The organism is Enterobacter sp. DN (assembly GCF_046054285.1).
In the GTDB taxonomy this organism is placed as follows: domain Bacteria; phylum Pseudomonadota; class Gammaproteobacteria; order Enterobacterales; family Enterobacteriaceae; genus Enterobacter; species Enterobacter hormaechei_C.
Genome location: NZ_JBJJTG010000002.1, coordinates 294960 through 320819, shown reverse-complemented (window position 1 = coordinate 320819; position 25860 = coordinate 294960). Strand labels below are relative to the sequence as shown.

Below are 25860 nucleotides of genomic sequence, written 5' to 3'. Positions count from 1 at the left end.
GAGCGGTCATGAGCACACTTGAACCTCCAGCCCGCGTCAAAAAACCGGGCGGTTTCGCGCTCTGGCTGGCGCGCATGCAGATGGCGCATGGCCGCAAGCTGGTCATCGCCATGCCCTATATCTGGCTGATCCTGCTGTTTCTGCTGCCGTTCCTGATCGTCTTTAAGATCAGCCTGGCGGAGATGGCGCGGGCGATCCCACCGTATACCGATCTGTGGGAGTGGGCCGACGGGCAGCTGACGCTGACCTTAAACCTCGGTAATTTCCTGCAACTGACCGACGATCCGCTCTATTTCGAAGCCTATTTGCAGTCGTTACAGGTTGCGGCTATTTCAACGATCTGCTGCTTGTTCATGGGCTACCCGCTGGCGTGGGCAGTGGCGCACAGCAAGCCGTCGACGCGAAATATTTTACTGCTGTTGGTCATTTTACCGTCGTGGACGTCGTTCCTGATCCGCGTGTACGCGTGGATGGGGATCCTGAAGAATAACGGCATACTGAATAACTTCCTGCTGTGGCTTGGGGTCATCGACCAGCCGCTGACGATCCTGCACACCAACCTTGCGGTGTATATCGGGATTGTCTATGCCTATCTGCCGTTTATGGTGCTGCCAATCTATACTGCGCTGACGCGAATCGATTACTCGCTGGTGGAAGCCTCGCTGGATCTCGGCGCACGCCCGTTGAAGACTTTCTTCAGCGTCATTGTGCCGCTCACCAAAGGCGGGATCATCGCCGGATCGATGCTGGTGTTTATCCCGGCGGTCGGGGAGTTTGTGATCCCGGAACTGCTCGGCGGCCCGGACAGCATCATGATTGGCCGCGTGCTGTGGCAGGAGTTCTTCAATAACCGCGACTGGCCGGTGGCCTCGGCGGTGGCGATCGTCATGTTACTGCTGCTGATCGTGCCGATCATGTGGTTCCACAAACATCAGCAGAAACAGATGGGAGACCACGGATGAACAACTTACCGGTAGTACGCTCCCCGTGGCGAATTGCGATCCTGATTATCGGCTTTACCTTCCTGTATGCGCCAATGCTGATGCTGGTGATCTACTCGTTCAACAGCTCTAAGCTGGTCACCGTCTGGGCGGGCTGGTCCACGCGCTGGTACAGCGAGCTGTTCCACGATGATGCGATGATGAGCGCGGTGGGGCTGAGCCTGACCATTGCGGCGCTGGCGGCGACGATGGCCTGCGTGCTGGGCACTATCGCCGCGCTGGTGATGGTGCGCTTTGGCCGTTTCCGCGGGGCGAATGGTTTCGCGTTTATGATCACCGCCCCGCTGGTTATGCCGGACGTCATCACCGGCCTGTCGCTACTGCTGCTGTTTGTCGCGCTGGCGCACGCCATCGGCTGGCCAGCGGATCGCGGGATGCTCACCATCTGGCTGGCACATGTCACCTTCTGTACGGCGTATGTGGCGGTGGTGATCTCCTCGCGGCTGCGCGAGCTGGATCGCTCCATTGAAGAGGCGGCGATGGATCTCGGCGCAACGCCGCTGAAGGTCTTTTTCATCATCACGCTGCCGATGATTATGCCGGCGGTGATCTCCGGCTGGCTGCTGGCGTTCACGCTCTCGCTCGACGATCTGGTTATCGCCAGCTTTGTGTCGGGGCCGGGCGCGACGACGCTGCCGATGCTGGTCTTCTCCAGCGTGCGGATGGGGGTGAATCCGGAGATCAACGCCCTGGCGTCCATCATCCTTGGCGTGGTCGGAATTGTCGGATTTATCGCCTGGTATTTGATGGCGCGCGCGGAAAAACAGCGTGTGCGCGATATCCAGCGTGCAAGACGCGGCTGAAGGAATTACTATTTCCAGTGATGTGCCGCGTATGACGCGGCACTGTTTTTCAGGGAAGTAAAAACATTGGGATTCTTACAAAAAACACGTCATTCGCACGCTCGTCCGAACGTCCCTGCACTGGTGCAGGTGGCGGCGCTCGCCATTATTATGATCCGCTGCCTGGATGTGCTGATGATAATGAACACGCTGGGTCCGCGCGGAATGGGGGAATTTATTCACCGCAGCGCGCAGACGTGGAATCTGACGCTGGTGTTTCTCAGCAGCCTGATGCTGGTGTTTATTGAGATCTACTGTGCGTTCTCGCTGGTGAAAGGCCGCAACTGGGCGCGCTGGGTGTATCTGCTGACGCAGATCACCGCCGCCAGCTACCTGTGGGCCGCCTCGCTGGGCTATGGCTATCCGGAGCTGTTCAGCATACCCGGTGAGTCGCGACGTGAGATTTTCCATTCACTGGTGATGCAAAAACTGCCGGATATGCTGGTGCTCTGCCTGCTTTATCTCCCGGCTTCCAGTCGGCGGTTCTTCCGCCTGCAATAATGTGTATAATCGCAGCCCTCGTGTTTCTTAAGGTTTTCATATGCAGTGCGCACTCTATGACGCCGGACGCTGCCGCTCCTGTCAGTGGATAGAACAGCCGGTCTCTCAACAACTCACCGCCAAAATGGCCGACCTGCAACAGCTGCTGACAGCACATGCGGTGGGCGAGTGGTGCGCACCCGTCAGTGGCCCGGAACAGGGCTTTCGCAATAAAGCCAAAATGGTGGTCAGCGGCAGCGTTGAAAAGCCGCTGCTGGGGATGCTGCACCGCGACGGCACCCCGGAAGATTTAACCGACTGCCCGCTGTATCCCGCCTCGTTTGAGCCGGTGTTTAGCGCGCTGAAGCCGTTTATCGCCCGGGCGGGGTTAACGCCCTATAACGTTGCCCGCAGGCGCGGCGAGCTGAAATACCTTTTGCTGACCGAAAGCCAGATCGACGGCGGGATGATGCTGCGCTTTGTGCTGCGTTCGGAAAACAAGCTGGAGCAGCTGCGCGCGGCGCTTCCGGGGTTGCAGGAACAGCTTCCGCAGCTCAAGGTGATCACCGCAAATATTCAGCCGGTGCATATGGCGATCATGGAAGGGGAAAAAGAGATTTTCTTCACCGAACAGCATGCGCTGGCGGAGAGCTTTAACGGCGTGCCGCTGTGGATCCGTCCGCAAAGCTTCTTTCAAACTAACCCCACCGTCGCCAGCGCGCTGTATGCCACCGCGCGCGACTGGGTGCGTGCGTTACAGGTTCATCACATGTGGGATCTGTTCTGCGGCGTCGGCGGCTTTGGCCTGCACTGTGCCACGCCAGACATGCAGCTCACCGGAATTGAGATTTCCGCCGAAGCGATTGCCTGCGCGAAGCAGTCCGCCGCAGAGCTGGGGCTGACGAATCTGCACTTTCAGGCGCTGGACTCGACCCGGTTCGCCACCGGACAGGGCAACGTGCCGGAGCTGGTGCTGGTGAACCCGCCGCGCCGGGGTATCGGCCAGGCGCTCTGCGACTACCTGAGCCAGATGGCGCCGGAGTACATTGTCTACTCCAGCTGTAACGCGCAGACCATGGCGAAGGATATCGCCAGCCTGCCGGGCTACCGCATTGCGCGGGTTCAGCTTTTCGATATGTTCCCCCATACCGCCCATTATGAAGTGTTGACGTTGTTAACCAAAGCGCAGGCCGGGTAAGGCGAAGCCGCCACCCGGCATAAACCCCGCACAATGTTCAACAAAATGTGAACTCTTCCCCCGCTCGAAATCAGGTAAGCTTACGTCATAACAAATGATTGAAGGCTTACCCATGAAGCAGATCCTGCTGGTAGAAGACGACCACGATATCGCGGCACTCCTGCGTCTTAATCTGGAAGATGAAGGCTACGCCATTACCCACGAGCCCGACGGGGGCAACGCCTTACAGCGTCTTGAAACACAGCCGTGGGACGCGGTGATCCTCGATCTGATGCTGCCGAATGTCGATGGTCTGGAGATTTGCCGCCGTATCCGCCAGATGACCCGCTACCTGCCCATTATCATCATTAGCGCCCGCAGCAGTGAAACTGACCGTATTACCGGCCTGGAAACCGGGGCGGATGATTATCTGGCAAAACCTTTCTCGGTGCAGGAGCTGATTGCCCGCATTAAGGCGCTGTTTCGCCGTCAGCAGGCGATGGGCCAGGCGCAGACGGACGGCATTATTCAGGCGCACGGACTGACTATCGATCCGCTGGCGCGCACCGTGCGCCTTAACGGTCAACACGTCGATCTCACCCCGCGCGAATTTGAACTGCTCTATTTCTTTGCCCGCCATCCCGGAGAGGTCTTTTCGCGGCTGGCACTGCTGGAGCAGGTATGGGGGTATCAGCACGAAGGCTACGAACACACCGTCAATACCCACATTAACCGCCTGCGCATTAAAATAGAGAAAGATGCCGCCGAGCCGGAGATCGTTCGCACCGTCTGGGGCAAAGGCTACAAATTTGCGGAGCAGAATCATGATGCGTCGCTTTAGCCTGAGCCAGCGCCTGACGCTGCTGTTTACGGCGTTACTGCTGCTCTGCGCCACCGTCGCCTGTGCGGTGCAGCTCTACAGTAGCATGCAGTACGGCAATGCGATGGTGCAGCGGCTCTCCGGTGGGCTGGCGCAGCAGATTGTGCAGCGGGAAGCGATTCTGGATGCGCAGGGCAGGGTGGATCGCAGCGCCTTAAAACCGCTGTTCGACCGGCTGATGACCTTTAATCCGAGCGTCGAGCTGTATGTTGTCTCGCCAGATGGCGATATCCTGGCCGATGCCGCCCCGCCGGGGCACATTCAGCGGCAAAAAATTGACCTTGCGCCGATACAGAATTTCCTCAGCGGGACAGTGATGCCGGTGTTTGGCGACGATCCCCGAAGCCAGAATAAGAAAGTCTTCAGCGCCACCCCGCTGCGGCAGGACGGTGAGCTGAAGGGGTATCTGTACATTATTTTGCAGGGGGAGGAGTCCAACGCGCTGGCGGAGATGGCCTGGCACAAAGCGCTCTGGAGTACGGCGCTGTGGTCGATGCTGCTGGTGGCGCTGTTTGGTCTGCTGGCGGGGTTGCTGCTCTGGTACTGGGTGACGCGCCCGGTTAAAGAGCTCACGCTGGACGTGGCCGGGCTGGAGCAGGACAGCATCAGCGCGATTAAGCAGCTGGCGGCCCAGCCGCTTGAGCCTGCCGGCCAGGATGAAGTGGCGATCCTGCGCAATACCTTTATCGAGCTGGCGCGCAAAATCACCTCTCAGTGGGATCGGCTGGCCGACAGCGACCGCCAGCGCCGGGAGTTTATCGCCAACATTTCGCACGACTTACGCACCCCGCTGACGTCGCTGCTGGGTTATCTGGAAACGCTGTCGCTGAAATCCGCAACGCTGTCGCCGCAGGAGCATCAGCAGTACCTCGCTACCGCGCTGCGTCAGGGGCAAAAGGTACGCCATCTGTCGCAGCAGCTGTTCGAGCTGGCGCGTCTTGAGCACGGCGGCATCAAGCCCCAGCGCGAGCGTTTTGCCATGGCTGAACTGATTTCCGACGTGGCGCAAAAGTTTGAACTCGCTGCCCGCACGCGTGAGTTAAATCTGCACATTGACGTCCCGGGTCCGCTGCCGCAGGTGTTGGCCGATGTTTCCATGATTGAACGGGTGGTGACGAATCTGCTGGATAATGCGATACGCCATACCCCAGCAGGTGGAGACATTCGTCTGGCGGTGTGGCAGGAGAACGACCGGTTACAGGTTGAAGTGGCCGACAGCGGAACGGGTGTTGATGCCGCATTACGGGACGATCTGTTCCAGCGTCCGTCAGCGTTAAATCCACAGGCCTCGCGGGAGCACCGGGGCGGGTTAGGGTTGTTAATCGTGAAAAGAATGCTGGAGCTGCACGGCGGGGGGATCAGGCTGATGGAGTCCGTGAGCGGGGCACGGTTCAGGTTCTTTGTGCCGCTTTAAGAAATTGCCGGGTGGCGGCTTCGCCTTACCCGGCCTACAGACTACCCCCGTAGGCCAGGTCACCCGGCAAAAAAGGTTATTGCGGGAACCACTGCTCGCTGATTTTCTGGTATGTGCCGTCAGCTTTGATCGCTTTCAGCGCGCCGTTCAGTTTCTCAAGCAGAGCCTTGTTATCCGGACGCACGGCAATACCGAGGCCAGTGCCGAAATACTGCGGATCGGTCACTTTCTCCGTCGCTGTACCCAGCTGCGGGTTGGTTTTCAGCCACTCATTCACGACCGCGGTGTCGCCAAATACGCCATCAATACGGCCATTTTTCAGGTCGATAATGGCGTTCTGGTAGCTGTCGTAGGCCACGGTTTTCACTTCAGGATGCTTGTCCTGGAGGTATTTCTGGTGCGTGGTGCCGTTCTCCATGCCGATGCGCTTGCCTTTCAGCTCGTCGAAAGATTTATAAGCTCCTTTCTTCGCAATCACCACCGCAGAGTTCGCGTAGTACGGGTCGGTGAACGCGACCTGCTTGCTGCGCTCTGGCGTGATGTCCATGCCGGAGATCACCGCGTCGTACTTTTTAAATTTCAGGGACGGGATCAGGCTGTCAAATGCGTGGTTAGTAAAGGTGCAGTCGGCCTGCATCTGCTTGCACAGCGCTTTCGCCAGGTCGATGTCGAAGCCGACGATCTGGTTGCTGGCATCCAGCGATTCAAACGGCGGATAGGTGGCAGAAACGCCGAAATTGATTTTATCGGCGGCGGATGCGCCAGCGGCGAAGGTTGCGAGTAATGCGGCCAGAACTAACTTTTTCATTGTAATGCTCCCGTCTGTCAATCTTGTCATTATGCGCCGTGTCTGCGGCATGGATGTACAATGCCACTCAATGAATTTATATGCAATAAAGATGATTAAATATTATTTAATGCATAAAAAAATGCGGGTGACCCATCAGGTTACCCGCACTACGAAAACAGCTTTATGCATTAGGTCGATTAATTTCTGCGCTCAAACGCCAGCGCCTTACGCTCGATAAGACGCATCATCAGGGTCAGCAGACCGTTGACCACCAGATAGACCAGACCCGCCGCACCGAACACCATCACGTCGTAGGTGCGTCCGTACAGCAGCTGTCCGTGGCCCATCACTTCCATCAGGGTGATGGTGTAGGCCAGGGAGGTACTTTTGAACACCAGCACGACTTCGTTGGAATAGGAAGAGAGGGCGCGCTTAAAGGCATAAGGCAGCAGGATCGCCAGCGTATCCTTCTTGCTCATGCCCAGCGCCCCGCAGGACTGCCACTGGCCTTCCGGGATCGCGCGAATGGCACCGTAGAACAGCTGCGTGGTATAGGCCGCGCTGTTCAGGGAGAGGGCAATCAGGGCGCAGAGCCATGGCTCAGAGAGCAGATGCCAGATAACCGGATATTCCTGTAACGACGGGAACTGGCCCGGGCCGTAGTAAATCAGGAAGATCTGCACCAGCAGCGGCGTTCCGGTGAAGAGCGTAATGTAGCCACGTACAATCCACACCAGCACCGGCGTTTTCAGCGTCAGGACGATGGTGAAGATCAGCGCCAGGATCAGCGCCACGATGATAGACGCGACGGTCAGCGTCAGGCTGGTGTGCAGCCCTTTCATCAGTTCGGGTAAATAATCCAGCATCAGCCTGGTCTCCGTTCAAAACGCGTTGCGCGCAGATCAATACGCTTCAGAACGTACTGGCTCAGCAACGTGATCACCAGGTAGATAGCCGCCGCGACGATGTACCAGGTAAACGGCTCCTGCGTACGGGTGGCGATACTTTTTGTTTGCAACATCAAATCGTTCACGCTGATCAGGCTCACCAGCGCGGTATCTTTCAGCAGTACCAGCCACTGGTTACCCAGCCCTGGCAGGGCATGACGCCACATCTGCGGCATCACCAGGCGGAAGAAGATCGCCGCTTTCGACAGACCCAGCGCCTGGCCGGATTCCCATTGACCCTGCGGTACCGCTTTCAGCGCGCCGCGCAGCGTTTGTGACGCATAGGCCGAATAGAGCAGGGAGAGCGCAATCACGCCGCACAGGAACGGGCTGACGTCGAAGTTCTCAATCTGCATCTGCACCGGGATCTGCGCAAAGCCGAGATTAATCGTGAAGCCGTCCGACAGCGTTAACAGCAGCTGTGAGGAGCCGAAATAGATAAACAGGACCACCAGAATTTCCGGCAGTCCACGCAGCACAGTCACCAGCGCTGAACCGAGCCATGCGACAGGGCGCCACTTAACGGACTCCCACACCGCAAAGAACATCGCCAGTACGAGGCCGATAATCAGTGCACAAACGGCAAGGCCGACGGTCATCCCGGCGGCGCTTGCTAAAGGAAAAATTTCATTCATCAGGAATTACTTCTGGAACCATTTTTTGTAGATGGTTTCGTAGGTGCCGTCTTTCTTCACTTTTTCCAGCGCAGCGTTGAATTTCTGCTGCAACTCGGTATTGCCCTGACGTACGGCAATACCCAGACCTGTACCGAAGTAGTCTTTATCGGTCACCTTGTCACCCACGGCGGCCAGCTTGTCGTTCGCTTTCAGCCATTCGGTCACGACAGCCGTGTCCCCGAACACCGCATCGATACGACCGTTTTGCAGGTCCAGCTTCGCATTCTGGTAGCTGTCATACGGCACGGTGGTGATTTCCGGATGCTTATCCATGATGAATTTCTGGTGCGTGGTGCCGTTCTGCACGCCGACTTTCTTGCCTTTCAGCAGGTCAACGGAGGCGTATTTACCTTTCTGACCGATGAACAGGGCCGAGTTGTCATAGTAAGGGGTGGTGAACAGAACCTGCTTTTCACGCTCCGGAGTGATGTCCATTCCGGCCATTACGGCGTCGATACGGCGGAACTTCAGGCTTGGGATCAGGCTGTCGAACGCCTGGTTGCTGAAGGTACAGGTCGCGTCGATCTCTTTACACAGGGCGTTTGCCAGGTCCACGTCGAAGCCAACAATCTTGTTGTTCGCATCAATGGATTCAAACGGAGGGTAGGACGCTTCAGTGGCGAAACGGATGGTCTGGGCTGCGGTAGCGGAAAGGCTGACGCTAGCAAGCAGCGCGGCAATCAAAACTTTTTTCATTATAATTTCCCTAACACATCAGTGAGATAAATAGTTTTTGAAGGCATCGGTTTGCGGGTTAGTGAAGCAGCTCGCGTCACCCTGCTCAACGATATACCCGTTTTCCATATAAACCACGCGGCTGGCGGTTTTGCGCGCCACTTCCACCTCGTGGGTCACGATGACCTGGGTAATGTTGGTTTCCGCCAGCTCACGAATAATGCTCACGATCTGGGCGGTAATTTCCGGGTCCAGCGCCGCGGTTGGCTCGTCAAACAGCAGCACTGCCGGCTCCATCATCAGCGCACGGGCGATCGCCACACGCTGTTGCTGACCACCAGAGAGGTGTAAAGGATACCGGTCGCTGTACGGTTTCAGACGCAGACGTTCCAGCAGCTTTTCCGCACGCGCCATCGCCTGGTCTTTGCTTAAGCCAAGCACGCGGCACGGGGCTTCAATCAGGTTTTGCACCACCGTCAGATGCGGCCAGAGATTGTATTGCTGGAAAACCATGCCCACGTTTTGACGCAGTTCACGAATCGCTTTATCAGACGGGGTCTTCGCGAAGTCAAAATGGTTACCGGCGATGGCCAGCGTCCCCGAACGGGGCATTTCAAGCAGATTAAGAACACGCAGAAGGGAGCTTTTTCCCGCGCCGCTTGGGCCGAGCAAAACCAGCGTTTCGCCCTCCGGGCAACTCAGCGTAATGTCGAACAGCGCCTGGTGTGCGCCGTAGAAGCAGTTAATGCCGTTTAGTTTAATACTCATCGGGGCAGTCTTTACTCATCCAGGCAATCTATAGCAATTGAGGCCGCAGATAGTACCGTTGACAGAATAGTTATGCAATATTTCTGCGTTAAAAGTTAAATATAACCCGTATTTACTCTTAAACATAGCACAAAATAGCGACGGGAATGGGGGGCGAGTATAAATGTCGGCATTCCGCAGGAAATGCCGGACATTTTACGGGGTTAACGTTTATTGAACGGAGGCGTTAGCGGTTCTCAATCGACTGGCGAAGGGTGCCCGCCGGGGCATGAACGCTGCCGCCAATATAGCGCACATCGTCTATTGCCCAGCACTGGCCTTCACGGATCATCAGCACCTCATCCTGCCAGGTTTGCGTCCCCCGGGTAAGCTTCACGCGCAGGGGAATATTGCGTGCGTCGGTATTTGGAATGGTGGACGCGCTGGCGACGTCGGCGCTGTCCGGCAGCGTGGCGCGGCTGGAGAACGGATCGGATGACAGCAGGGCGTTGTGCTGCGGATCGCGCGAAGCGTCGGTGAGCAGTTTCGCCAGATTATCGCTCAGGTACGGGCGCAGGGCGGTCAGGTCATTACCGCGATGCTGAATACGGTAATCATAAAATTGTTGCGCCACGGCATCCGGGCCACCCTCAATACAAGGGCCGCTGCGGGTTCCGATATCCTTAAAGGCTGGCGTGACCGGCGTTGTGCAGGCGCTGAGCACCAGCGCGCATGGCACTAAAAGCGTTAAAGCAGAGTAGCGCATGTTGATTTCCTTATTTATTAACTATCCTTTCAATCATAGCGTAACGAACCGATAATGCTGTCGCTAACGCATTGAACGCTAAAGAAGGAGAGAAAGTATGCAATTTTCAACAACGCCAACCCTGGAAGGTCAACCGATTACCGAGTACTGCGGCGTGGTCACCGGTGAGGCGATACTGGGCGCCAACATTTTCCGCGACTTTTTTGCCGGCATTCGGGATATCGTCGGCGGACGCTCCGGCGCGTACGAGAAAGAGCTGCGTAAAGCGCGCGAGATTGCGTTTAAGGAGCTGGGCGAGCAGGCCAAAGCGCTGGGCGCGGATGCGGTGGTGGGCATTGATATCGACTACGAAACGGTCGGAAAAGATGCCAGCATGCTGATGGTGAGCGTAAGCGGTACGGCGGTGAAAACCCGTCGATGAAGCGTTCGCTCTCAACCCTCCTGCTGGCGATGTTGCTGGCAGGATGCGCCTCGGAAGAGGGCATTGTTGATAAAGGCGCCTACGAGCTGGATACGCGCCATCAGGCGCAGGCGGCCTACCCGCGTATAAAGGTGCTGGTTATTCACTACACCGCCGATGATTTCGACACCTCGCTTGCGACCCTGACCGATAAAAACGTCAGCTCTCACTATCTCATCCCCGCAAAGCCGCCAGCTCCGCAGGGCAAACCGCGTATCTGGCAGCTGGTCCCGGAGAGCGAACTGGCCTGGCATGCGGGCATCAGCTTCTGGCGTGGCACCAACCGCATAAATGATACCTCCGTCGGCATTGAGCTGGAAAACCGCGGCTGGCGGAAAACCGATGGCGTGAAAACCTTTACCCCCTTCGAACCGGGGCAAATTGCGGCGCTGATCCCGCTTGCCAGAGACATCATCGCCCGCTACGACATTAAACCGCAGAACGTGGTGGCACACTCGGATATCGCCCCGCAGCGTAAAGACGATCCTGGGCCACTGTTTCCTTGGCGCGAACTGGCGCAGCAGGGTATCGGAGCCTGGCCCGATCCGGGGCGCGTGAATTTTTATATCAACGGGCGACCACATTATCAGCAGGTTGATACCGCAGCACTGCTCGATTTGCTGGCGCGCTACGGTTACGAGGTGCCAGAAAACAGTACGCCCGAACAGCAAAAACGCATCATCATGGTTTTCCAGATGCATTTCCGTCCGCAGTTATGGAATGGCGTAGCGGATGTGGAAACCATGGCGATTGCCGAAGCACTTTTAGAGAAATACGGACAGGGGTAAACCTTCGGATTACCCCCGAATGAGTATATTTTCGTAAGTTCCTATCAGATTAATCCTAAGTACAAACTCATTTCATTTTTAGTTAATTGACTTAAAATTATCCCGATTTAAGATGGACACATAGCGCGCTAAGTAATTTGGCGAATTAATAAAAAGCTTCACTCTTTTTTTGTTTATTCTTGACGTTTTCATCAGGAAAAATATTTATGGCTCGGTAACAACACCGTGGCCATGCTTTTTAAAAATCACATCTTAAATCGGGTATAACAATGTTAAGCATCTATGGAAAAAAATTACGTCCGCAACATGAAATGGAAAAGATCATTTCTGCAACCTCAGGCGTTGAAGAAAGAACGTTAAAAAAATGGCAGAAAATTTCCACCTCTGATTCCGGCTATATTCATATTATCGTCAGCGGTGAAGTCGAATTTCGACGTGAATCTGACGAACTGTGCATGTTCACCGTCACCGGGCAATGCATTTTCGGCCTGTCGTCAATGTATTACAGCGCCACCCATATGTACGGCCTTGTTCGGACGAATACGGTTGTTCGCTCGATCAAGAAAGAGGTCTTCGCCCAGCTGATGACCGAAAAAAATCTGTGGCCAGAACTGACCAAAGTCCTTTCCTGGTACATCTGCATGCTGAGCAAACGTGATGATGTTCTGGTTGCCCGCAGTGCGTATTCCGTTGTCCGCGAATTTTTATATGAGATTAACGACCTGATTGTTCAACAACAGCGTGATATTAACGTTTATGATTACATTCAGGAATACACTAACCTGGCACGTAGCACTATTATTAAAATCCTCTCCGATCTGAAAAAGGGTCAATATATTGTGGTGGAAAAAGGTCGACTGCTTAACCTTACCGCACTGCCTGAAAAATATTAATACCTGCTCCCGCCGTCTCCTTTTTCACTGAAAGGAGAACGGCTATTTCCACTGTTTTTTACACTGGCTTGTGAATTATCCTGCGTTTCGTCAACCGGCGGCGCGGGAATTTTTCCTTGAGAATAATCCTGCTCCTGCTCTTTTAGCGCCTGCTTAAATAATTCCGTTAATGATGACTCTTCACTGCCCGTGCTGGCGGGAGCGTTATCGTGCTCATGCGCTTCGGTCCCGGGTAAGGTATCCCGCGAGGCGTCGTGTGGCACTGCGCCGTCGGGCGCTTGCTGCCAGTCGCCATCATCACTGTTGATCGGCAGATCCTGCATCGATGGAACATCAACTGGCACTGGCGCAGCTTTAGGTTGCGGATGCGGGAACGGTTTACTCACGTACACGTAATGCATATCCGAAAGCTGCGTTTCCGGTTTCGCAACGCTGGCGTTGACCGGTTCAGGCGCCGGGTGGTGCAGGTTCCAGTAGACGTGCATATACAGGCCGACAACCAGCATGACGCAAATCCCGACCAGCCATAACGCTGTTTTGCCGAATACGTTTTTCAGGCTGGGGAGACGGTACGAAAACCAGACCGCTTCCCCGGTTGTATAGCTGCGCTGGGCCGCAAGGCAGATGGTCGACATTAGGCTTTCTTCTCCTGCATTTTCGCGTCCGGGGTGGTGCGGGTGGTCTGAATCAGTACGCCCGGCGTGCTGTTGGTCACGCGCATCAGCTGCATCAGCGTATCTTCGCCGGGGATGCCATCCACGTGCAGATGCATTTTTTGCTGGAACTCGCGGGTGCGTTTCATCATCTCTGTGGTCCAGATCCGGGCATGCGTTTCGGGCTGGCTCAGCGCCAGGCTTAATTGCTGATCCAGCCAGGCCATATCTTTGCTGTCGCTGGCCGCGCCGATCGCGTCTTTACCTTCCGGTGTCAGGCGGTGCAGCTGGGTGAAGTTGCCGGTCGCGTGCCGGTTAAACCAGCTGCGGCTCACCTGCCAGGTCCGGTTATTCATTAACAGGTCAATGGACGTGTTCCCGACCCTGGCGATCACCGCATAGTTAAGATGGCCGCTGGTTTTCAGTTCACTGACCCACGGATACCCTTCCTGCGCCAGCGTCTCCGGCGACGCGTTCCCCTGTTTACACATCAGGTTCACTTTGGCGGCGTTCTGGCACAGCGCATCTTCGGCCGAGGCGTCATACCCCCACATGAGATACAGCTGATGCATCGCATCCGGCTGATTAACTATTTCGTTGTCGATAACCGGCACTACGGGCGCTTCGACTTTTAGCGATTGCTGTTTCCAGCTGACGGGCACCGGCAGCTGGATCGGCAGGCGTGCACCGATCGATGAGGTCAAATACCAGCCGCAGGCGGCAAACAGCACGGACGCAAACAGCCCCACGGTCGCCAGGCGCTTACCGTGTTTTTGGGCGGGCAGGATCTCTCCCGCCGCCAGACGTAAATGACGTGGGCTGACCTGGGCCGCGCGTTCCGTCCAGGCGGCGAGCATTGACAGGTGCGCCAGCGCGTTCAGTTTGCTGATGTTGCCTTTGGTTAGCGTGTGCATTTTGCGCACGCGGGCAGGCGGCAACGGCGAGTTTTCGCAGCCGTGTTCTTCGCACTGGGCCTGAACATAGCTCAGGTATTCGCGGCAGGTCAGGGGGCGCAGGGCATGATGCGTGTGCGTATATTCGCGCAGTTCAGGTTGCTTTAGCAGGATCTCCTGATCCGCATTGCCCGTCAGTACCACGGCGAGCCGGAAGTTCAGCTCCTGGGCGCGCGTGAGCAGCGTTCCCAGGACTTCACGGCAGCTCTCCTTCATGGCTTCGGCATGGGCGATCGTCAGCACTCTGGATTTTGCTTTCCCCTCCTGCCACTGGCGCAGGACGGCATCCAATGCCTGCATGCGATCTTTAATCGCTTTCGTTCCCGGGTTGAGTTTGTACAGCAGGCTACTGGCACTCAGTTTGGGAAACGCGTTGATGGCAAGAACGGTATTGTTGCTGGCTTTAAGCGCGTCGATGAACTGACCCAGAAGCGGAGCGTCGTCGCAAAAAAGCCCGATAATTCCCGCCAGCTGGGTTTTCTCTTTCAGCAGGTTGAACACGTCCTGATGATAAGGCACCAGAAAATCACCGGATAAACGGGTGATTGTCCTGAATGGCGGATTTTTAAAATTAAAGTGACTCTGATACATAACGACTTACCGTCTCTGATTAGGAATAGCAACAGCAGCAGAAAGTAAGGTAATGCCCCTGAGCGGTCAATTTGCAGACAGAGTAAAAATATCCAGCCGGCTGCGCCTAACATCTGGAATTTATACGGTCAATATTTTTCTTTATGAAAGTTGGTGGCGAAGTCAGTGGTCGCGTTTGCAACAGCTTATTACTATTTTCCTCCATATTGGCGCAGTATGACGCTGCTTATTTTTGCTTTGCTATAGGCCGGATAAAAAATGAGGTTCTCATTTCTGTCACGGTGGATAACGCCTTGTATTATGTTTTTGCTGCTCATTTTTTGCGGCCAGCAAGGCTATCTCACCTTTAAAGATTATAAAAAAGTTACGAATAAGTTTGCTAATTCTGACCTACAGCCGCTGAAAAAAACGCGCGAAGACAAACCCTTCACGCTTTTTACGGCTGCCGTCCGTCAGGAGAACTTATCGGCTGCGGCAAAACCCCCGCTGGCGGCGGAGATTGAAGGCATTGTGCGCAGTGATGACGCCTGGCTCTCCTTCGCTGTCATCAAAACCCCGGGCGGCCAGCGAAGCTACCGCGAGGGTGAACCGCTCGCCGGGTTTAACGACGCATTTATTCAGGAAATAAACAAAGATAATGTGGTGGTTAATTATGAAGGTGCTACGCAGGTACTGGCGTTAAATAAACCGGACTATTTTAAGGGGGGCGTGGAGAGCGGCCCGGTTACAAAATCGACGAAAGATGCTGGCGCAGAGAGTGTGCATCTTGATGATTATCTGGTGTTAAAACCCATCATTGAAAAAGGCCGACTGGAAGGCTACCGGATAAACCCAAGGAATGCCTCCGCCTTTTACAGTCAGTCAGGTCTGGAAAAAGGCGATGTGGCGATTCAGGTTAACTCTGTCGATATGACCGATGAAGCAAAAGCGAAAAGCATTATTGCCAACTGGTCGAAAATGAAAGAAGCGGAGGTCATCGTACGACGTCACGCTCACCTTGAAAATATTCGGGTTAATGTTCTAAACAATTAATAAGTGTGCAGACATGAAAAAATTTCCCTGGGCATGCGTGGCGCTGACCGCATTGTCGTTATATTCCAGTTCGCTGCTTGCAGCTAACTTTAGCGCAAGTTTTAAAAATACTGATATTCGCGAGTTTATCGATACGGTAGGTCGCAATCTCAACAAAACTATTCTGGTCGATCCGTCCGTCCAGGGAACCGTCTCGGTCAGAACCTACAACGTGCTGACGGAGGATGAGTATTACCAGTTCTTCCTGAGCGTGCTGGATCTCTACGGCCTGTCGGTGATCCCGATGGACAACGGCATGGTCAAAGTGGTGCGCTCAAGCGTGGCGCGTACCGCCGGTGCGCCGCTGGCAGACAGCAAAAACCCGGGCAAAGGTGACGAGATTATCACCCGCGTGGTGCGCATGGAAAACGTACCCGTTCGCGAGCTGGCCCCGCTGCTGCGTCAGCTCAACGATGCCACCGGCATCGGGAATGTGGTCCACTTTGAGCCGTCCAACGTCCTGCTGTTAACCGGTAAAGCCTCGGTGGTGAACCGCCTGGTGGATCTGGTGCAGCGCGTCGATAAAGACGGTATTCAGCGCCGCGAAATCATCCCGCTGCGCTTTGCCTCTGCCAAAGAGCTTTCGGATATGTTGAATAACCTCAACAACGAAGAGCAGAAGGGGCAGAATGCGCCGCAGCTGGCGACCAAGGTGGTGGCGGATGACGAAACCAATAGCCTGGTGATCAGCGGCTCGGAAGATGCGCGGGCGCGTACCCGTTCCCTTATCCATCAGCTGGATCGCGAGCAGAATAACGAGGGGAACACCCGCGTCTTCTACCTCAAATATGCCAGCGCCACCAAAGTGGTACCGGTGCTGACGGGGATTGGCGAGCAGCTGAAAGACAAGCCGGGCGCGGCCAAAGCGAAAACCGCGAGCGCCTCAACCGACCTGAACATTACCGCCGACGAGTCGACCAACTCCCTGGTGATCACCGCGCAGCCTAACGTGATGAACTCCCTGGAGAAGGTGATCGACAAGCTGGATATTCGCCGTCCGCAGGTGCTGGTGGAAGCGATCATTGCCGAAGTGCAGGACGGCAACGGCCTGGATCTTGGCGTGCAGTGGACCAGCAAGCACGGCGGCGTGCAGTTTGGCGCTACCGGCCTGCCAATCAGCCAGATTAAAAATGGCACCATGAAAGGGGCGAGCTTCACGGGCCTTGCGACCGGCTTCTTTAACGGTGATTTCGGTGCGCTGGTGACCGCGCTCTCCACCGACGGTAAAAACGATATCCTCTCCACGCCAAGCGTGGTCACGTTGGATAATAAAGAAGCGTCGTTCAACGTCGGTCAGGATGTGCCGGTGCTTTCCGGTTCGCAAACCACCAGCGGCGACAACGTCTTTAACTCGGTTGAGCGTAAAACCGTGGGGACCAAGCTGAAGATTGTGCCGCAAATCAACGATGGCGACATGATCCACCTGAAGATTGAGCAGGAAGTATCCAGCGTCGACAACAGCGCAACGGAAGATTCCAGCCTCGGCCCAACCTTCAACACGCGCACGATTAATAACGAAGTGATGGTCCACAGTGGCCAGACGGTGGTGCTCGGCGGCCTGATGGAAAATGTGACCAAACAGTCGGTCTCCAAAGTGCCGCTGCTCGGCGATATCCCGCTGGTCGGGCAGCTGTTCCGCTACACCTCGCAGGATACCTCTAAACGCAACCTGATGGTGTTTATTCATACCACCGTCCTGCGTGACGACGACAACTACAGCGCAGCCTCGAAAGAGAAATACGACCAGATCCGGGTGCGCCAGATGCAGCGCGTGGAAGAGAAAAAGCTCGGTATTGTCGAGCCGAGCGACAACGCCGTACTGCCAGCGTTTCCTGCCGCCAGCACTGCACCCGTGAAAACCCACGCGGCACGCAATCCGTTTAAAGAGTAAGGCGGAGGGGAAACGTGGACGAACTGACTAAAACCCTGTGTAGCAGCAACTACGCAAAAGATAACGGCGTTCTGCTTTACAACAATGACGTCTATATCCGTGAGGACACCCCGGCATTAGCACTGCTGGAGGTGCGCCGGGTGCTGGGACGCGCATTCGTCCCGATCACCCTGGCGCCGGAAGCGTTTGACGAGATGCTGGCTAAAATCTGGCAGCAGAGCAGTGGCGTGTCGCAGCAGCTGGTGGACGACATGGACGCGGATATCGATCTGATGGCGTTAACCGAGGAGATCCCGGATAACGAAGATCTGCTCGATAACGACGAAAACTCGCCGGTGATCCGCCTGATCAACGCCATTCTCGGCGAGGCGGTGAAGGACGGCGCGTCGGATATTCATATCGAAACCTTCGAGCGCACCCTGAGCATTCGCTTTCGCGTTGACGGCGTGCTGCGCCCGGTGCTGCAACCGGCGCGTAAGCTCGCCCCGCTGCTGGTGTCGCGTATCAAGGTCATGTCGAAACTCGACATCGCCGAGAAACGCCTCCCGCAGGATGGCCGTATCTCCCTGCGCATCGGTCGCAAGGCCATCGACGTGCGCGTCTCGACCATTCCGTCCCAGTACGGCGAGCGCGTGGTGATGCGCCTGCTCGATAAAAGCAATCTCAAGCCCGACATCAACAAGCTGGGGCTGATTGATGAAGAGCTGGAGAAGCTGAAAGGGCTGATCGACCGCCCGCACGGGATCATCCTCGTTACCGGCCCGACGGGTTCCGGTAAAAGTACCACGCTGTACGCCATTCTTTCGGCGCTGAACGGCCACGAACGCAACATTCTGACCGTGGAAGACCCGATTGAGTACGAGCTGGAAGGGGTGGGGCAGACGCAGGTTAACCCGCGCGTGGACATGACCTTTGCCCGCGGGCTGCGCGCCATTCTGCGTCAGGACCCGGACGTGGTGATGATCGGGGAAATTCGCGACGGTGAGACCGCCCAGATTGCGGTGCAGGCGTCGCTGACCGGTCACCTGGTGATGTCGACGCTGCACACCAACAGTGCCGCAGGGGCGATAACCCGTCTGCGGGATATGGGGCTGGAGTCCTTCTTAATCGGTTCATCGCTGCTCGGTGTCATTGCCCAGCGTCTGGTGCGTCGGCTGTGTACGCACTGCCGGACCACCAGTCCGCTGGACGCCAATGAAAAAGCGCTGTTCAGCTTTATGGCCGCGCCGCCAGACGCGATTTACCGCGCGGTGGGGTGCGAACACTGCCGTCAGAGCGGCTATCAGGGCCGCGCCGGTATCCATGAATTCCTGGTGGTGGACAGCGCCATGCGCCGTGCCATCCATGAAGATAAGGACGAAATGTCCCTCGAAACGCAGCTTTTTAAGCATGCCTACAGCCTGCGTGAAAACGGGCTGCTGAAGGTGATTAGCGGCGTGACGTCTCTGGAAGAGGTCATGCGCGTCACCGCCGAACGTGGGGGGGATGCGTAATGGCTTTCTACGCCTGGACGGCAACGGATGCCGCGGGGAAAACACAGCGCGGGACGTTACAGGCCGAGGGGCAGAAGCAGGTTCGCCAGTGGCTTCGCGAGCAAAAGCTGATGCCCGTCAGCATCACCGAAACCCGCGAAACGGCGGCTGGCGGGAAAGCGAAAACCGGGGTGAAGCTCTCCACTCCGGTGCTGTCGATGTTTACCCGTCAGCTTTCGACGCTGGTCAACGCCGCGCTGCCGCTGGAGAGCGCGCTGAAAGCGATCTCGAAGCAGACGGAAGACAAAAAGCTGGCGGCGATGGTGGTGGAGATCCGCGAGAAGGTGGTGGAAGGCCACACCCTGTTCGATGCCTTCAGCCAGTTTCCGCGCACCTTCGACAAGCTTTACTGCACGCTGGTGATGGCCGGGGAGAAAACCGGTCACCTGGGCGACGTGCTGGAAAAGCTGGCGGAGTACAACGAGCAGCGCCAGAAGATGAAAAGCAAGCTGACGCAGGCAATGGTCTACCCGATAACTCTCACCGTGGTCGCCATCGCGGTCATCAGCATCCTGCTGGTGGCGGTGGTGCCGCAGGTGATCGAGCAGTTTACCCACATGAAGCAGCAGCTGCCGATCACCACCCGGACGCTGATTGCGGTAAGTGATTTCCTGCAAGCCTGGGGCATTTATATTGTGGGCATTCTGGGCGGCGGCTTTATCGGCTTCAAAACCTGGCTGAGGAATGCCAAAAACCGTTTTCGCTGGCACAGCTGGCTGGTGAACGGCTCGCCGATTAAAAAGCTGGTCTGCGCCATCAACAGTGCCCGCTATATCCGTACCCTGAGCATTTTGCAGGCCAGTAGCGTGCCGCTGCTGGAGGGAATGTATATCGCGATGGACGGTATTGAAAACCGCTATGCCCGGCAGGTGCTGGAGCAGGCCGCCGACACCGTGCGCCAGGGGGCGTCGCTGTATGCGGCGCTGGAACAGGCGAAATTATTCCCCCCCACCATGCTGTATATGATTGCCTCCGGTGAAGAGAGCGGGGAATTAGGTAATTTAATGGATCGCGCGGCGGAAAATCAGGAATCGGCTTTACAACATCGAATTACATTAACGCTGTCGGTTTTTGAACCGGCGCTGGTGGTATCCATGGCGACGATTGTTTTATTCATCGTGCTGTCGATATTACAACCGCTTCTGCAACTTAATAATATGGTAGGTTAAATCATGGCTTTAAAACGTAAAAACCTGGCTCGCCAGGCGGGCTTCACCTTGCTCGAATTAATGGTGGTGATTGTTATTCTCGGCGTTCTGGCAAGTATGGTGGTGCCAAACTTAATGGGAAATAAAGAAAAAGCGGATGAGCAAAAGGCGACCAGCGATATTGTCGCGCTCGAAGGCTCGCTGGATATGTACAAGCTGGATAACCACCGCTACCCGACCACAGAGCAGGGTTTGCAGGCGCTGGTGACCAAACCTGAAATCGCGCCAATCCCGAACGGCTACCGCACGGACGGCTATATCCGTCGCCTGCCGCAGGACCCCTGGGGCAATGATTATCTTCTGGTGAGCCCGGGTGAACACGGCGCGGTGGACGTCTTCTCAGCCGGTCCGGACGGCGAAGCCAATACCGCCGATGACATTACCAACTGGTCTCTGGATAAGAAAGAGAAATAATGAAAAATCAACGCGGCTTTACGTTGCTGGAAATTATTCTGGCGCTGGTGATATTTGCCAGCTGCGCCATGATGGTGGTGTCCACCATTCCTTCGCGCAGCGGCGTGGATATATTTGGCCAGCAATTAAAAGCGCTCGTTGATTATGGTTCAGACCGTGCGGTGATGGACGGAAATATTGTCGGGCTGGTGATCGCCACCGATAAATATCAGCTGGTGACGATCGCCGATAAAAAAGGCGAGCGTCACTGGATGCCATTATCTGCCGGACGCATTAACACCAAAGGTGATTTTCCGGAAGAGATGCATGTGTCGCTTTCGCCGCAGCGTCTGGCCGCGACGGTGACCTCCGAGCCGCAGGTGATCTTTTTACCGGACGGTGAAATCAGCCGCTTTACGCTGACGCTGCAAAGTTACGACAAACAGCACCATTTCCGCGTGGTGTCGCAGGGCGCGGCGCCGGTATCGGTAGAAAATGATGGCTAACGGCAACAAAAAGCAAAAGGGGATGACGCTGCTGGAGGTGATGGTTGCTCTGGTGATTTTCTCCACCGCCGCGCTGGCGCTGATGTACTCGGTCTCCCTGAACGTGCGTTTTACCCATGGCCTGGCCGATACCTTGCAGGCCAGTTGGGTGGCGGAAAATCAGCTGGCGGAAGCACAGCTCACCCGAACCGACTTCCCGGATACTGAACAGCAGGGGACGGAAATCATGGGCGGGCGCAGCTGGAACTGGCGTAAGCAGCGGGTGAAAACCGCCGACAACGTCTGGGCGAATACAATACGCGTGTATGCGGAAGGCGATGAGAGCCAGCCGGTTATTTCCCTGCGCATCATTCCGCCGGGAGAGAGCAAGTGAAGAAAACGCGACGCCAGCGCGGATTTACCCTGCTGGAGATCATGATTGCGCTGACTATCTTCGCGGTGATCAGCACCCTGGCCTGGCAAATTCTGGACGGCGCGATGCGTACCAGCTCGGCCACCGATGCCAGCGCCGCAAAGCTCAACCAGCTTCAGCGCGCCTGGAGTCTGATGGAGCGTGATTTTTTCCAGCTTCAGGCGCGCGCCCCGCGTAATGAGCCGGAGCTGTTTCGTCAGGAGGGCGATGCTCTTGAACTGACCACCCTGAATGGCGTGAGCGGAACGGTCCAGCTGGAGCGCGTGCGCTGGCGGCTGGAAGAGGGGCGTTTGTATCGCGACGTCTGGCCGGTCATTGACGGCCCGGCGGACGTTAAGCCTGACGAAGTGCCGATTGTCAGCGGCGTAAAATCATTGCAGTGGCGGTTTTATCGTCAGGGCTGGCTGACAGCCTGGCACGACGCCGCCCATCTGCCGGACGGCGTGGAGGTTACGTTGACGATGGAAAACGGGGATACCTGGCGCTGGGTGTTCACTACACCGGGTGATATGCCGGAGGTGGCCGCTGCCGCAGCGCCAGCGCCTTCGCCGGAGACCAGACCATGAAACGGATCCGTCAACAACAGGGCGTCGCCCTGCTGGTGGTGCTGATTTTGCTGGTGATGATGTCGGCGCTGGCCGCCAAAATCAGCCAGCAGTTCTGCCGTAATTTGCAGAAAACGCATTATCAGGTAAGCCAGCAGCAGCTGCGCTGGGCGATGCAGACCCAGGAAAAAGTGGTGAAGGACCGGTTACAGACCGACGCCAGCGGCGAGAGCAAGCCGCTGGCCCTGGACGGCGACTGGCATCAGCCGCTGGAGACGCAGGGTGAGGACTATACGGTCGTGAGCCAGGTGGAAGATGCGCAGGACTGCTTTAACGTCAATAACCTGTTGACCGCCGACATCGCACCCCAGGGGCAAAGCGCTCCCGCGGTGGCGGAAACACCGCGTAAAGCGCGGATTGTTGAACAACTTCTGACGGAAAGCGGCCTCAGCCCGGGCACGGCGGAGGCGGTCTATTTCCAGCTGGTGGATTATCTCGATGGTGACAGCACCACGGCGAAGGAGGGGGCCGAAAGCGATGCGTGGGCTGGCGTCGTGCCCGCGCGGCAACCGGCAAATCAGATGATGCGCAGCATCGCGGAAATCAAACTGCTGCCGGCGTTCCCTGTTACGGCGTATCCGAAGGTGAGCAAGCTGTTATGCGCGCTGCCGGACGCTGCCAGCAAGGTCGATGTCAACACCCTGCAACCGGAACAGGCCGCCGTGCTGGCGGCCATGTTCCCCGGAAAACTGACGCGGGATGACGTCGTTCGCCTGTTGGATGCGCGTCCGGAATCGGGCTGGGAAAATATGGAAGCGTTCAGCAAAGCGCTGGAGCAGGCCTTCCCGCAGTTGAAAGACGATCTCCCGCAGGTGGCGGATCAATTTTCTATAAACAGCCGGTACTTCCGCGTGAATTACACCGGCAATACCGATGAATTAACGCTTCGCGTGATCAGCCAGCTTCAGGTGAATAACGAAGCCGGTGAGATCGTGACGTGGCAGCGTCGTTACCGAATGATTGAATAAGAAAAGTAGAACGTTATGAAACAGGTACTTTTTGTTCGTCCCGACAGCCGCGAGGGCGGGAAAATAATGTGGTGTGAGTCCGGCAGCGAGCGCGTCGAGGTGGTCGACAGCCTGGAGATGCTGGCCGAACACCCCCTGGCTACGCGCGTTTGTCTCCTGTTGCCCGCCAGCGACATGATTTTCCGCCATTTTACGCTGCCGAAAAAGGTGGCTTCTCAGGCGATGGCCTTCTCGTGGATGGCGGAAGAGACGCTGATTGGCGACGTGGACAACCTCCACTGGACGGTACTCCACAAAAAAGGCGCCGACGTCGACGCCGTGGCCATTGACGCCGACCGCCTGCGCGCGGCATTAACCCGCTTTCAGGAGGCCGGATTAAACGTGATTCAGGCCCTGCCTGATGCCTGGCTGCTGCCCGTGGCGACAGGGGGCAGCACGCTGGTCGCACAGGATGATAGCTACTGGCTGCGTTTATCGCCCCATGTGGCAGGTGAAATGGAGGCAACCCTGTTGCCGCTGTTAATGCAGAAAGCCGGGGTCGGGGAAGTATGGTGTTACGGCGATGCGCCTGCGAAGGTGCACGTTGACGTGCAGCATGCCTGGCAGCATCCGCTGGCACTGATTCAGCCGCAGTGGCAAACCTGCCGCGTTAACCTGCTTCACGGTGAATTCAGCCTTAAGGCCGGTCATGGGCGGGCGGCGAAAAGTATGAAAGCCGCGATGGTGGCGGTGGGTGTGCTGTCTGTTGCTCTGCTGCTGGGGCCACGTATTGCAATGGCCTGGATGCTTGTGCAGCAGGAAAATCGGGTGCAGGAGGAGATCGTCCAGGTTTATCAGCACCATTTCCCCAGCATGCGCCAGCAGACCAATATCAAATATCACTTTGGTCAAAGCCTGAAAAAACAGAGCAAGGGATTCTTTCTTCAGCTTGATGAGCTGGAGAAAGCCCGGCAGGCAGTCCCTGCGATGGAGATCGATCTGCTGGAATACGATGCGCAGCAAAACACCCTGACGCTCAGCGTCAGCGCGCAAAACCAGCCCGCGTTGCAGGCGTTTGTTAACCAGACCAGTGAGAATTTTGATTTTACCTTACAGCCTGTTTCAACAACCGAACCGTATACCGCCATGATCGCAGGAAAACATAAATGAAAGAGCGAATCGCGCAGCTGAAATCACGCTATCAGAATTACAGCGCCCGGGAAAAAATTATTTTAAAAATATGTGCCGTTGCCATTGTGGGGGCAGCGGTGTATTACACGGGAGTGATCCCCCTGGATAATATGATTCAAAATAGTAAATCGACGCTTAAAAGACAAAAAGAGACGCTTAACTGGATGCGCAGTGAAATTGATAAAAATCATCTTCAGGTCCAGATAGTCAAAACGAATAATCCGCGTACGGTGGTCGAGAATAGCGCCCATGAAATTAACCTTTCACTGACGGATGTGCGCCAGGAGGGGCAAACTTTATCGTTCGTGGTGAATCGGGTGAATGTTTATGAATTAAAAAGCTGGCTGCGTGAAATTAATCAGACCTCCGGCGTGAGACTGCAAAAAATAAACCTCACGCCGGTGGACCACCTCAGCGACGTGAAAGCGCAGGTGCAGCTCACCTGGTCAAGAAACGCATGAATACCTTTTCGCTGATGCGGGACGCCTGCCCGGTAGGGTTCCCGATAATGAGTGCGATCCTGGGCGGCATTGTGGGCAGTTTTCTAGGCGTTGTCGCCGAACGCGTACCGGGGATGGTGATGGATGAGGAGGGGAGTGGCAATCTGCTCTTTCCGGCCTCGCACTGTCCGGTGTGCCAGCACGCACTTGCCGCGTGGGAAAACATCCCGCTGCTCAGCTGGCTGTTATTACGGGGACGCTGCCACCAGTGCGGCAGCGCGATCCCGCTGCGACTCTTTCTGGTCGAACTGATCTCCGCCTTGTTTTTTGGCATCACGGCCTGGTGCATGCCGGACGTTCAGGCGCTGTTCTCTTTGTGGTTACTGGCGGCTTTTTTACTGCCGCTGGCCATGATCGACTGGCAGCATCAGCTGCTTCCGGACTGCCTGACCCAGCCGCTGCTGTGGGCGGGGTTAGTGCTCCATGCGTTTGACCACACGTTGCCGCTACGCGATGCGCTGTTCGGCGCGGTGGCGGGCTATCTGTCGCTCTGGCTGCTCTACTGGGCTTTTCGTCTGATCACGGGACGAGAAGGTCTGGGTTACGGGGATTTTAAGCTACTGGCGGCGCTGGGCGCCTGGTGCGGCTGGCAGGTGTTGCCCTCCATTGAACTGGCGGCAGCGTTAAGCGGTATTGTCGGTTATTTCGCCGTAAATAATTTAAATAAAAATAACCTCACTATTTCTTTTGGTCCTTATCTCGCCTTTGCTGGAATAGTGGTGTTTATGAGCCAGCAATTTGCTTTCACATTTTAAATATACAGGTCAAGATTTTTTATAAATCTTTTTGATGGAGGAAGGGAAGGACGACCCTTTACGCTCAGTGTATCGTAAGAGATATAAGCTACACGGAATTTCAGCTTGTATCTTT

29 protein-coding genes are annotated in these 25860 nt (G+C 56.1%); 21 read left to right on the top strand and 8 right to left on the bottom strand.

The annotated features are described in order from the left end of the window. Window positions 1–8 precede the first annotated feature (8 nt). From potH to ACJTMZ_RS06110, 6 genes are all read left to right on the top strand, one after another. The gene (potH, locus tag ACJTMZ_RS06135) at window positions 9–962 is read left to right on the top strand and encodes a putrescine ABC transporter permease PotH (RefSeq protein WP_252010856.1); all 954 of its coding nucleotides are present in this window, start codon (window positions 9–11) and stop codon (window positions 960–962) included. After that, the gene (gene potI, locus ACJTMZ_RS06130) at window positions 959–1804 is read left to right on the top strand and encodes a putrescine ABC transporter permease PotI (RefSeq protein ID WP_003858378.1); all 846 of its coding nucleotides are present in this window, start codon (window positions 959–961) and stop codon (window positions 1802–1804) included. The genes potH and potI overlap by 4 nt, the downstream gene beginning before the upstream one ends. A 42-nt stretch (window positions 1805–1846) precedes the next feature. Continuing rightward, on the top strand, window positions 1847–2344 hold the full coding sequence (locus tag ACJTMZ_RS06125) for a YbjO family protein (RefSeq protein WP_086598616.1): 498 nt from the start codon (window positions 1847–1849) through the stop codon (window positions 2342–2344). A gap of 40 nt (window positions 2345–2384) precedes the next feature. Continuing rightward, window positions 2385–3521, top strand: a complete 1137-nt coding sequence (gene rlmC, locus ACJTMZ_RS06120) for a 23S rRNA (uracil(747)-C(5))-methyltransferase RlmC (protein WP_032671250.1) — start codon at window positions 2385–2387, stop codon at window positions 3519–3521. Between the two features lie 112 nt (window positions 3522–3633). Continuing rightward, entirely contained in the window at window positions 3634–4341 is a 708-nt protein-coding gene (locus ACJTMZ_RS06115) for a response regulator transcription factor (RefSeq protein ID WP_022650690.1), read from the top strand. Next, on the top strand, window positions 4325–5794 hold the full coding sequence (locus ACJTMZ_RS06110) for a sensor histidine kinase KdpD (RefSeq protein WP_023296194.1): 1470 nt from the start codon (window positions 4325–4327) through the stop codon (window positions 5792–5794). The genes ACJTMZ_RS06115 and ACJTMZ_RS06110 overlap by 17 nt, the downstream gene beginning before the upstream one ends. A gap of 76 nt (window positions 5795–5870) precedes the next feature. On the opposite strand, the gene artJ is transcribed toward ACJTMZ_RS06110, so the two are convergent. The 6 genes from artJ to ACJTMZ_RS06080 all read right to left on the bottom strand — a co-directional run bounded on the left by artJ (window position 5871) and on the right by ACJTMZ_RS06080 (window position 10396). After that, the gene (gene artJ, locus ACJTMZ_RS06105) at window positions 5871–6602 is read right to left on the bottom strand and encodes an arginine ABC transporter substrate-binding protein ArtJ (RefSeq protein ID WP_015571008.1); all 732 of its coding nucleotides are present in this window, start codon (window positions 6600–6602) and stop codon (window positions 5871–5873) included. Between the two features lie 179 nt (window positions 6603–6781). Next, complete coding sequence (artM, locus tag ACJTMZ_RS06100; protein ID WP_003858369.1) at window positions 6782–7450, bottom strand: arginine ABC transporter permease ArtM; 669 nt, start codon at window positions 7448–7450, stop codon at window positions 6782–6784. Then, on the bottom strand, window positions 7450–8166 hold the full coding sequence (artQ, locus tag ACJTMZ_RS06095; protein WP_003858367.1) for an arginine ABC transporter permease ArtQ: 717 nt from the start codon (window positions 8164–8166) through the stop codon (window positions 7450–7452). Before artQ ends, artM begins: the two co-directional genes overlap by 1 nt. Before the next feature lie 6 nt (window positions 8167–8172). Further along, entirely contained in the window at window positions 8173–8904 is a 732-nt protein-coding gene (artI, locus tag ACJTMZ_RS06090) for an arginine ABC transporter substrate-binding protein ArtI (protein ID WP_006174322.1), read from the bottom strand. 18 nt (window positions 8905–8922) lie between these two features. Further along, the gene (gene artP, locus ACJTMZ_RS06085) at window positions 8923–9651 is read right to left on the bottom strand and encodes an arginine ABC transporter ATP-binding protein ArtP (protein WP_006809439.1); all 729 of its coding nucleotides are present in this window, start codon (window positions 9649–9651) and stop codon (window positions 8923–8925) included. A 226-nt stretch (window positions 9652–9877) separates the two neighbouring features. After that, complete coding sequence (locus tag ACJTMZ_RS06080; RefSeq protein ID WP_252010855.1) at window positions 9878–10396, bottom strand: lipoprotein; 519 nt, start codon at window positions 10394–10396, stop codon at window positions 9878–9880. 97 nt (window positions 10397–10493) lie between these two features. On the opposite strand from ACJTMZ_RS06080, the gene ACJTMZ_RS06075 reads away from it, so the two are divergent. From ACJTMZ_RS06075 to ACJTMZ_RS06065, 3 genes are all read left to right on the top strand, one after another. Continuing rightward, window positions 10494–10817 carry a heavy metal-binding domain-containing protein gene (locus ACJTMZ_RS06075; RefSeq protein WP_006174327.1) on the top strand — a complete coding sequence of 108 codons (324 nt, stop codon included), beginning with the start codon at window positions 10494–10496 and terminating at the stop codon, window positions 10815–10817. Next, window positions 10814–11644, top strand: a complete 831-nt coding sequence (locus ACJTMZ_RS06070; protein WP_023303370.1) for an N-acetylmuramoyl-L-alanine amidase — start codon at window positions 10814–10816, stop codon at window positions 11642–11644. The genes ACJTMZ_RS06075 and ACJTMZ_RS06070 overlap by 4 nt, the downstream gene beginning before the upstream one ends. Window positions 11645–11913: 269 nt before the next feature. Continuing rightward, entirely contained in the window at window positions 11914–12537 is a 624-nt protein-coding gene (locus ACJTMZ_RS06065) for a helix-turn-helix domain-containing protein (RefSeq protein ID WP_023303371.1), read from the top strand. Here ACJTMZ_RS06065 and ACJTMZ_RS06060 read toward each other — a convergent pair. Further along, entirely contained in the window at window positions 12534–13172 is a 639-nt protein-coding gene (locus tag ACJTMZ_RS06060; protein ID WP_015571004.1) for a hypothetical protein, read from the bottom strand. The two genes, ACJTMZ_RS06065 and ACJTMZ_RS06060, sit on opposite strands and share 4 nt — an antisense overlap. Next, entirely contained in the window at window positions 13172–14734 is a 1563-nt protein-coding gene (locus tag ACJTMZ_RS06055; protein ID WP_252010854.1) for a peptidoglycan-binding protein, read from the bottom strand. The genes ACJTMZ_RS06060 and ACJTMZ_RS06055 overlap by 1 nt, the downstream gene beginning before the upstream one ends. A 300-nt stretch (window positions 14735–15034) precedes the next feature. Between ACJTMZ_RS06055 and gspC the strand changes: the two genes are divergently transcribed. Genes gspC through ACJTMZ_RS05995 form a run of 12 tightly spaced genes read left to right on the top strand, consistent with a single transcriptional unit; the run spans window position 15035 to window position 25745 of the window. Continuing rightward, a complete protein-coding gene (gspC, locus tag ACJTMZ_RS06050; protein ID WP_032619996.1) occupies window positions 15035–15766 on the top strand; it encodes a type II secretion system protein GspC in 732 nt (243 codons plus the stop codon). Between the two features lie 13 nt (window positions 15767–15779). Further along, a complete protein-coding gene (gene gspD / locus ACJTMZ_RS06045; protein ID WP_015571003.1) occupies window positions 15780–17696 on the top strand; it encodes a type II secretion system secretin GspD in 1917 nt (638 codons plus the stop codon). Window positions 17697–17710: 14 nt separating this feature from the next. Further along, window positions 17711–19189, top strand: a complete 1479-nt coding sequence (gene gspE, locus ACJTMZ_RS06040; protein ID WP_408626885.1) for a type II secretion system ATPase GspE — start codon at window positions 17711–17713, stop codon at window positions 19187–19189. Then, complete coding sequence (gene gspF, locus ACJTMZ_RS06035) at window positions 19189–20397, top strand: type II secretion system inner membrane protein GspF (RefSeq protein ID WP_017384864.1); 1209 nt, start codon at window positions 19189–19191, stop codon at window positions 20395–20397. Before gspE ends, gspF begins: the two co-directional genes overlap by 1 nt. Window positions 20398–20400: 3 nt before the next feature. Beyond that, window positions 20401–20850 carry a type II secretion system major pseudopilin GspG gene (gspG, locus tag ACJTMZ_RS06030; protein WP_163371100.1) on the top strand — a complete coding sequence of 150 codons (450 nt, stop codon included), beginning with the start codon at window positions 20401–20403 and terminating at the stop codon, window positions 20848–20850. Next, on the top strand, window positions 20850–21335 hold the full coding sequence (gene gspH, locus ACJTMZ_RS06025; protein WP_252010853.1) for a type II secretion system minor pseudopilin GspH: 486 nt from the start codon (window positions 20850–20852) through the stop codon (window positions 21333–21335). The genes gspG and gspH overlap by 1 nt, the downstream gene beginning before the upstream one ends. Continuing rightward, on the top strand, window positions 21328–21708 hold the full coding sequence (gspI, locus tag ACJTMZ_RS06020; RefSeq protein WP_252010881.1) for a type II secretion system minor pseudopilin GspI: 381 nt from the start codon (window positions 21328–21330) through the stop codon (window positions 21706–21708). Before gspH ends, gspI begins: the two co-directional genes overlap by 8 nt. After that, window positions 21705–22313 (top strand): type II secretion system minor pseudopilin GspJ, encoded by a 609-nt coding sequence (gene gspJ, locus ACJTMZ_RS06015; RefSeq protein ID WP_032670232.1) that lies wholly within the window; start codon window positions 21705–21707, stop codon window positions 22311–22313. Before gspI ends, gspJ begins: the two co-directional genes overlap by 4 nt. After that, on the top strand, window positions 22310–23320 hold the full coding sequence (gene gspK / locus ACJTMZ_RS06010; RefSeq protein ID WP_047717878.1) for a type II secretion system minor pseudopilin GspK: 1011 nt from the start codon (window positions 22310–22312) through the stop codon (window positions 23318–23320). The genes gspJ and gspK overlap by 4 nt, the downstream gene beginning before the upstream one ends. Window positions 23321–23335: 15 nt before the next feature. Further along, window positions 23336–24469, top strand: a complete 1134-nt coding sequence (gspL, locus tag ACJTMZ_RS06005; RefSeq protein ID WP_408626884.1) for a type II secretion system protein GspL — start codon at window positions 23336–23338, stop codon at window positions 24467–24469. Continuing rightward, window positions 24466–24951: a type II secretion system protein GspM gene (gene gspM / locus ACJTMZ_RS06000; RefSeq protein ID WP_047734150.1), complete on the top strand. Its 486-nt coding sequence runs from the start codon at window positions 24466–24468 to the stop codon at window positions 24949–24951. The genes gspL and gspM overlap by 4 nt, the downstream gene beginning before the upstream one ends. After that, entirely contained in the window at window positions 24948–25745 is a 798-nt protein-coding gene (locus ACJTMZ_RS05995; protein WP_180240658.1) for an A24 family peptidase, read from the top strand. Before gspM ends, ACJTMZ_RS05995 begins: the two co-directional genes overlap by 4 nt. Window positions 25746–25860: the final 115 nt, after the last annotated feature.

Bases quoted from the DNA above. Each gene is read 5' to 3' on its own strand.
- potH (WP_252010856.1), top strand. From the start codon at position 9: ATGAGCACACTTGAACCTCCAGCCCGCGTCAAAAAACCGGGCGGTTTC.
- potI (WP_003858378.1), top strand. From the start codon at position 959: ATGAACAACTTACCGGTAGTACGCTCCCCGTGGCGAATTGCGATCCTG.
- rlmC (WP_032671250.1), top strand. From the start codon at position 2,385: ATGCAGTGCGCACTCTATGACGCCGGACGCTGCCGCTCCTGTCAGTGG.
- ACJTMZ_RS06115 (WP_022650690.1), top strand. From the start codon at position 3,634: ATGAAGCAGATCCTGCTGGTAGAAGACGACCACGATATCGCGGCACTC.
- ACJTMZ_RS06110 (WP_023296194.1), top strand. From the start codon at position 4,325: ATGATGCGTCGCTTTAGCCTGAGCCAGCGCCTGACGCTGCTGTTTACG.
- artJ (WP_015571008.1), bottom strand. From the start codon at position 6,602: ATGAAAAAGTTAGTTCTGGCCGCATTACTCGCAACCTTCGCCGCTGGC.
- artM (WP_003858369.1), bottom strand. From the start codon at position 7,450: ATGCTGGATTATTTACCCGAACTGATGAAAGGGCTGCACACCAGCCTG.
- artQ (WP_003858367.1), bottom strand. From the start codon at position 8,166: ATGAATGAAATTTTTCCTTTAGCAAGCGCCGCCGGGATGACCGTCGGC.
- artI (WP_006174322.1), bottom strand. From the start codon at position 8,904: ATGAAAAAAGTTTTGATTGCCGCGCTGCTTGCTAGCGTCAGCCTTTCC.
- artP (WP_006809439.1), bottom strand. From the start codon at position 9,651: ATGAGTATTAAACTAAACGGCATTAACTGCTTCTACGGCGCACACCAG.
- ACJTMZ_RS06080 (WP_252010855.1), bottom strand. From the start codon at position 10,396: ATGCGCTACTCTGCTTTAACGCTTTTAGTGCCATGCGCGCTGGTGCTC.
- ACJTMZ_RS06075 (WP_006174327.1), top strand. From the start codon at position 10,494: ATGCAATTTTCAACAACGCCAACCCTGGAAGGTCAACCGATTACCGAG.
- ACJTMZ_RS06070 (WP_023303370.1), top strand. From the start codon at position 10,814: ATGAAGCGTTCGCTCTCAACCCTCCTGCTGGCGATGTTGCTGGCAGGA.
- ACJTMZ_RS06065 (WP_023303371.1), top strand. From the start codon at position 11,914: ATGTTAAGCATCTATGGAAAAAAATTACGTCCGCAACATGAAATGGAA.
- ACJTMZ_RS06060 (WP_015571004.1), bottom strand. From the start codon at position 13,172: ATGTCGACCATCTGCCTTGCGGCCCAGCGCAGCTATACAACCGGGGAA.
- ACJTMZ_RS06055 (WP_252010854.1), bottom strand. From the start codon at position 14,734: ATGTATCAGAGTCACTTTAATTTTAAAAATCCGCCATTCAGGACAATC.
- gspC (WP_032619996.1), top strand. From the start codon at position 15,035: ATGTTTTTGCTGCTCATTTTTTGCGGCCAGCAAGGCTATCTCACCTTT.
- gspD (WP_015571003.1), top strand. From the start codon at position 15,780: ATGAAAAAATTTCCCTGGGCATGCGTGGCGCTGACCGCATTGTCGTTA.
- gspF (WP_017384864.1), top strand. From the start codon at position 19,189: ATGGCTTTCTACGCCTGGACGGCAACGGATGCCGCGGGGAAAACACAG.
- gspG (WP_163371100.1), top strand. From the start codon at position 20,401: ATGGCTTTAAAACGTAAAAACCTGGCTCGCCAGGCGGGCTTCACCTTG.
- gspH (WP_252010853.1), top strand. From the start codon at position 20,850: ATGAAAAATCAACGCGGCTTTACGTTGCTGGAAATTATTCTGGCGCTG.
- gspI (WP_252010881.1), top strand. From the start codon at position 21,328: ATGGCTAACGGCAACAAAAAGCAAAAGGGGATGACGCTGCTGGAGGTG.
- gspK (WP_047717878.1), top strand. From the start codon at position 22,310: ATGAAACGGATCCGTCAACAACAGGGCGTCGCCCTGCTGGTGGTGCTG.
- gspL (WP_408626884.1), top strand. From the start codon at position 23,336: ATGAAACAGGTACTTTTTGTTCGTCCCGACAGCCGCGAGGGCGGGAAA.
- gspM (WP_047734150.1), top strand. From the start codon at position 24,466: ATGAAAGAGCGAATCGCGCAGCTGAAATCACGCTATCAGAATTACAGC.
- ACJTMZ_RS05995 (WP_180240658.1), top strand. From the start codon at position 24,948: ATGAATACCTTTTCGCTGATGCGGGACGCCTGCCCGGTAGGGTTCCCG.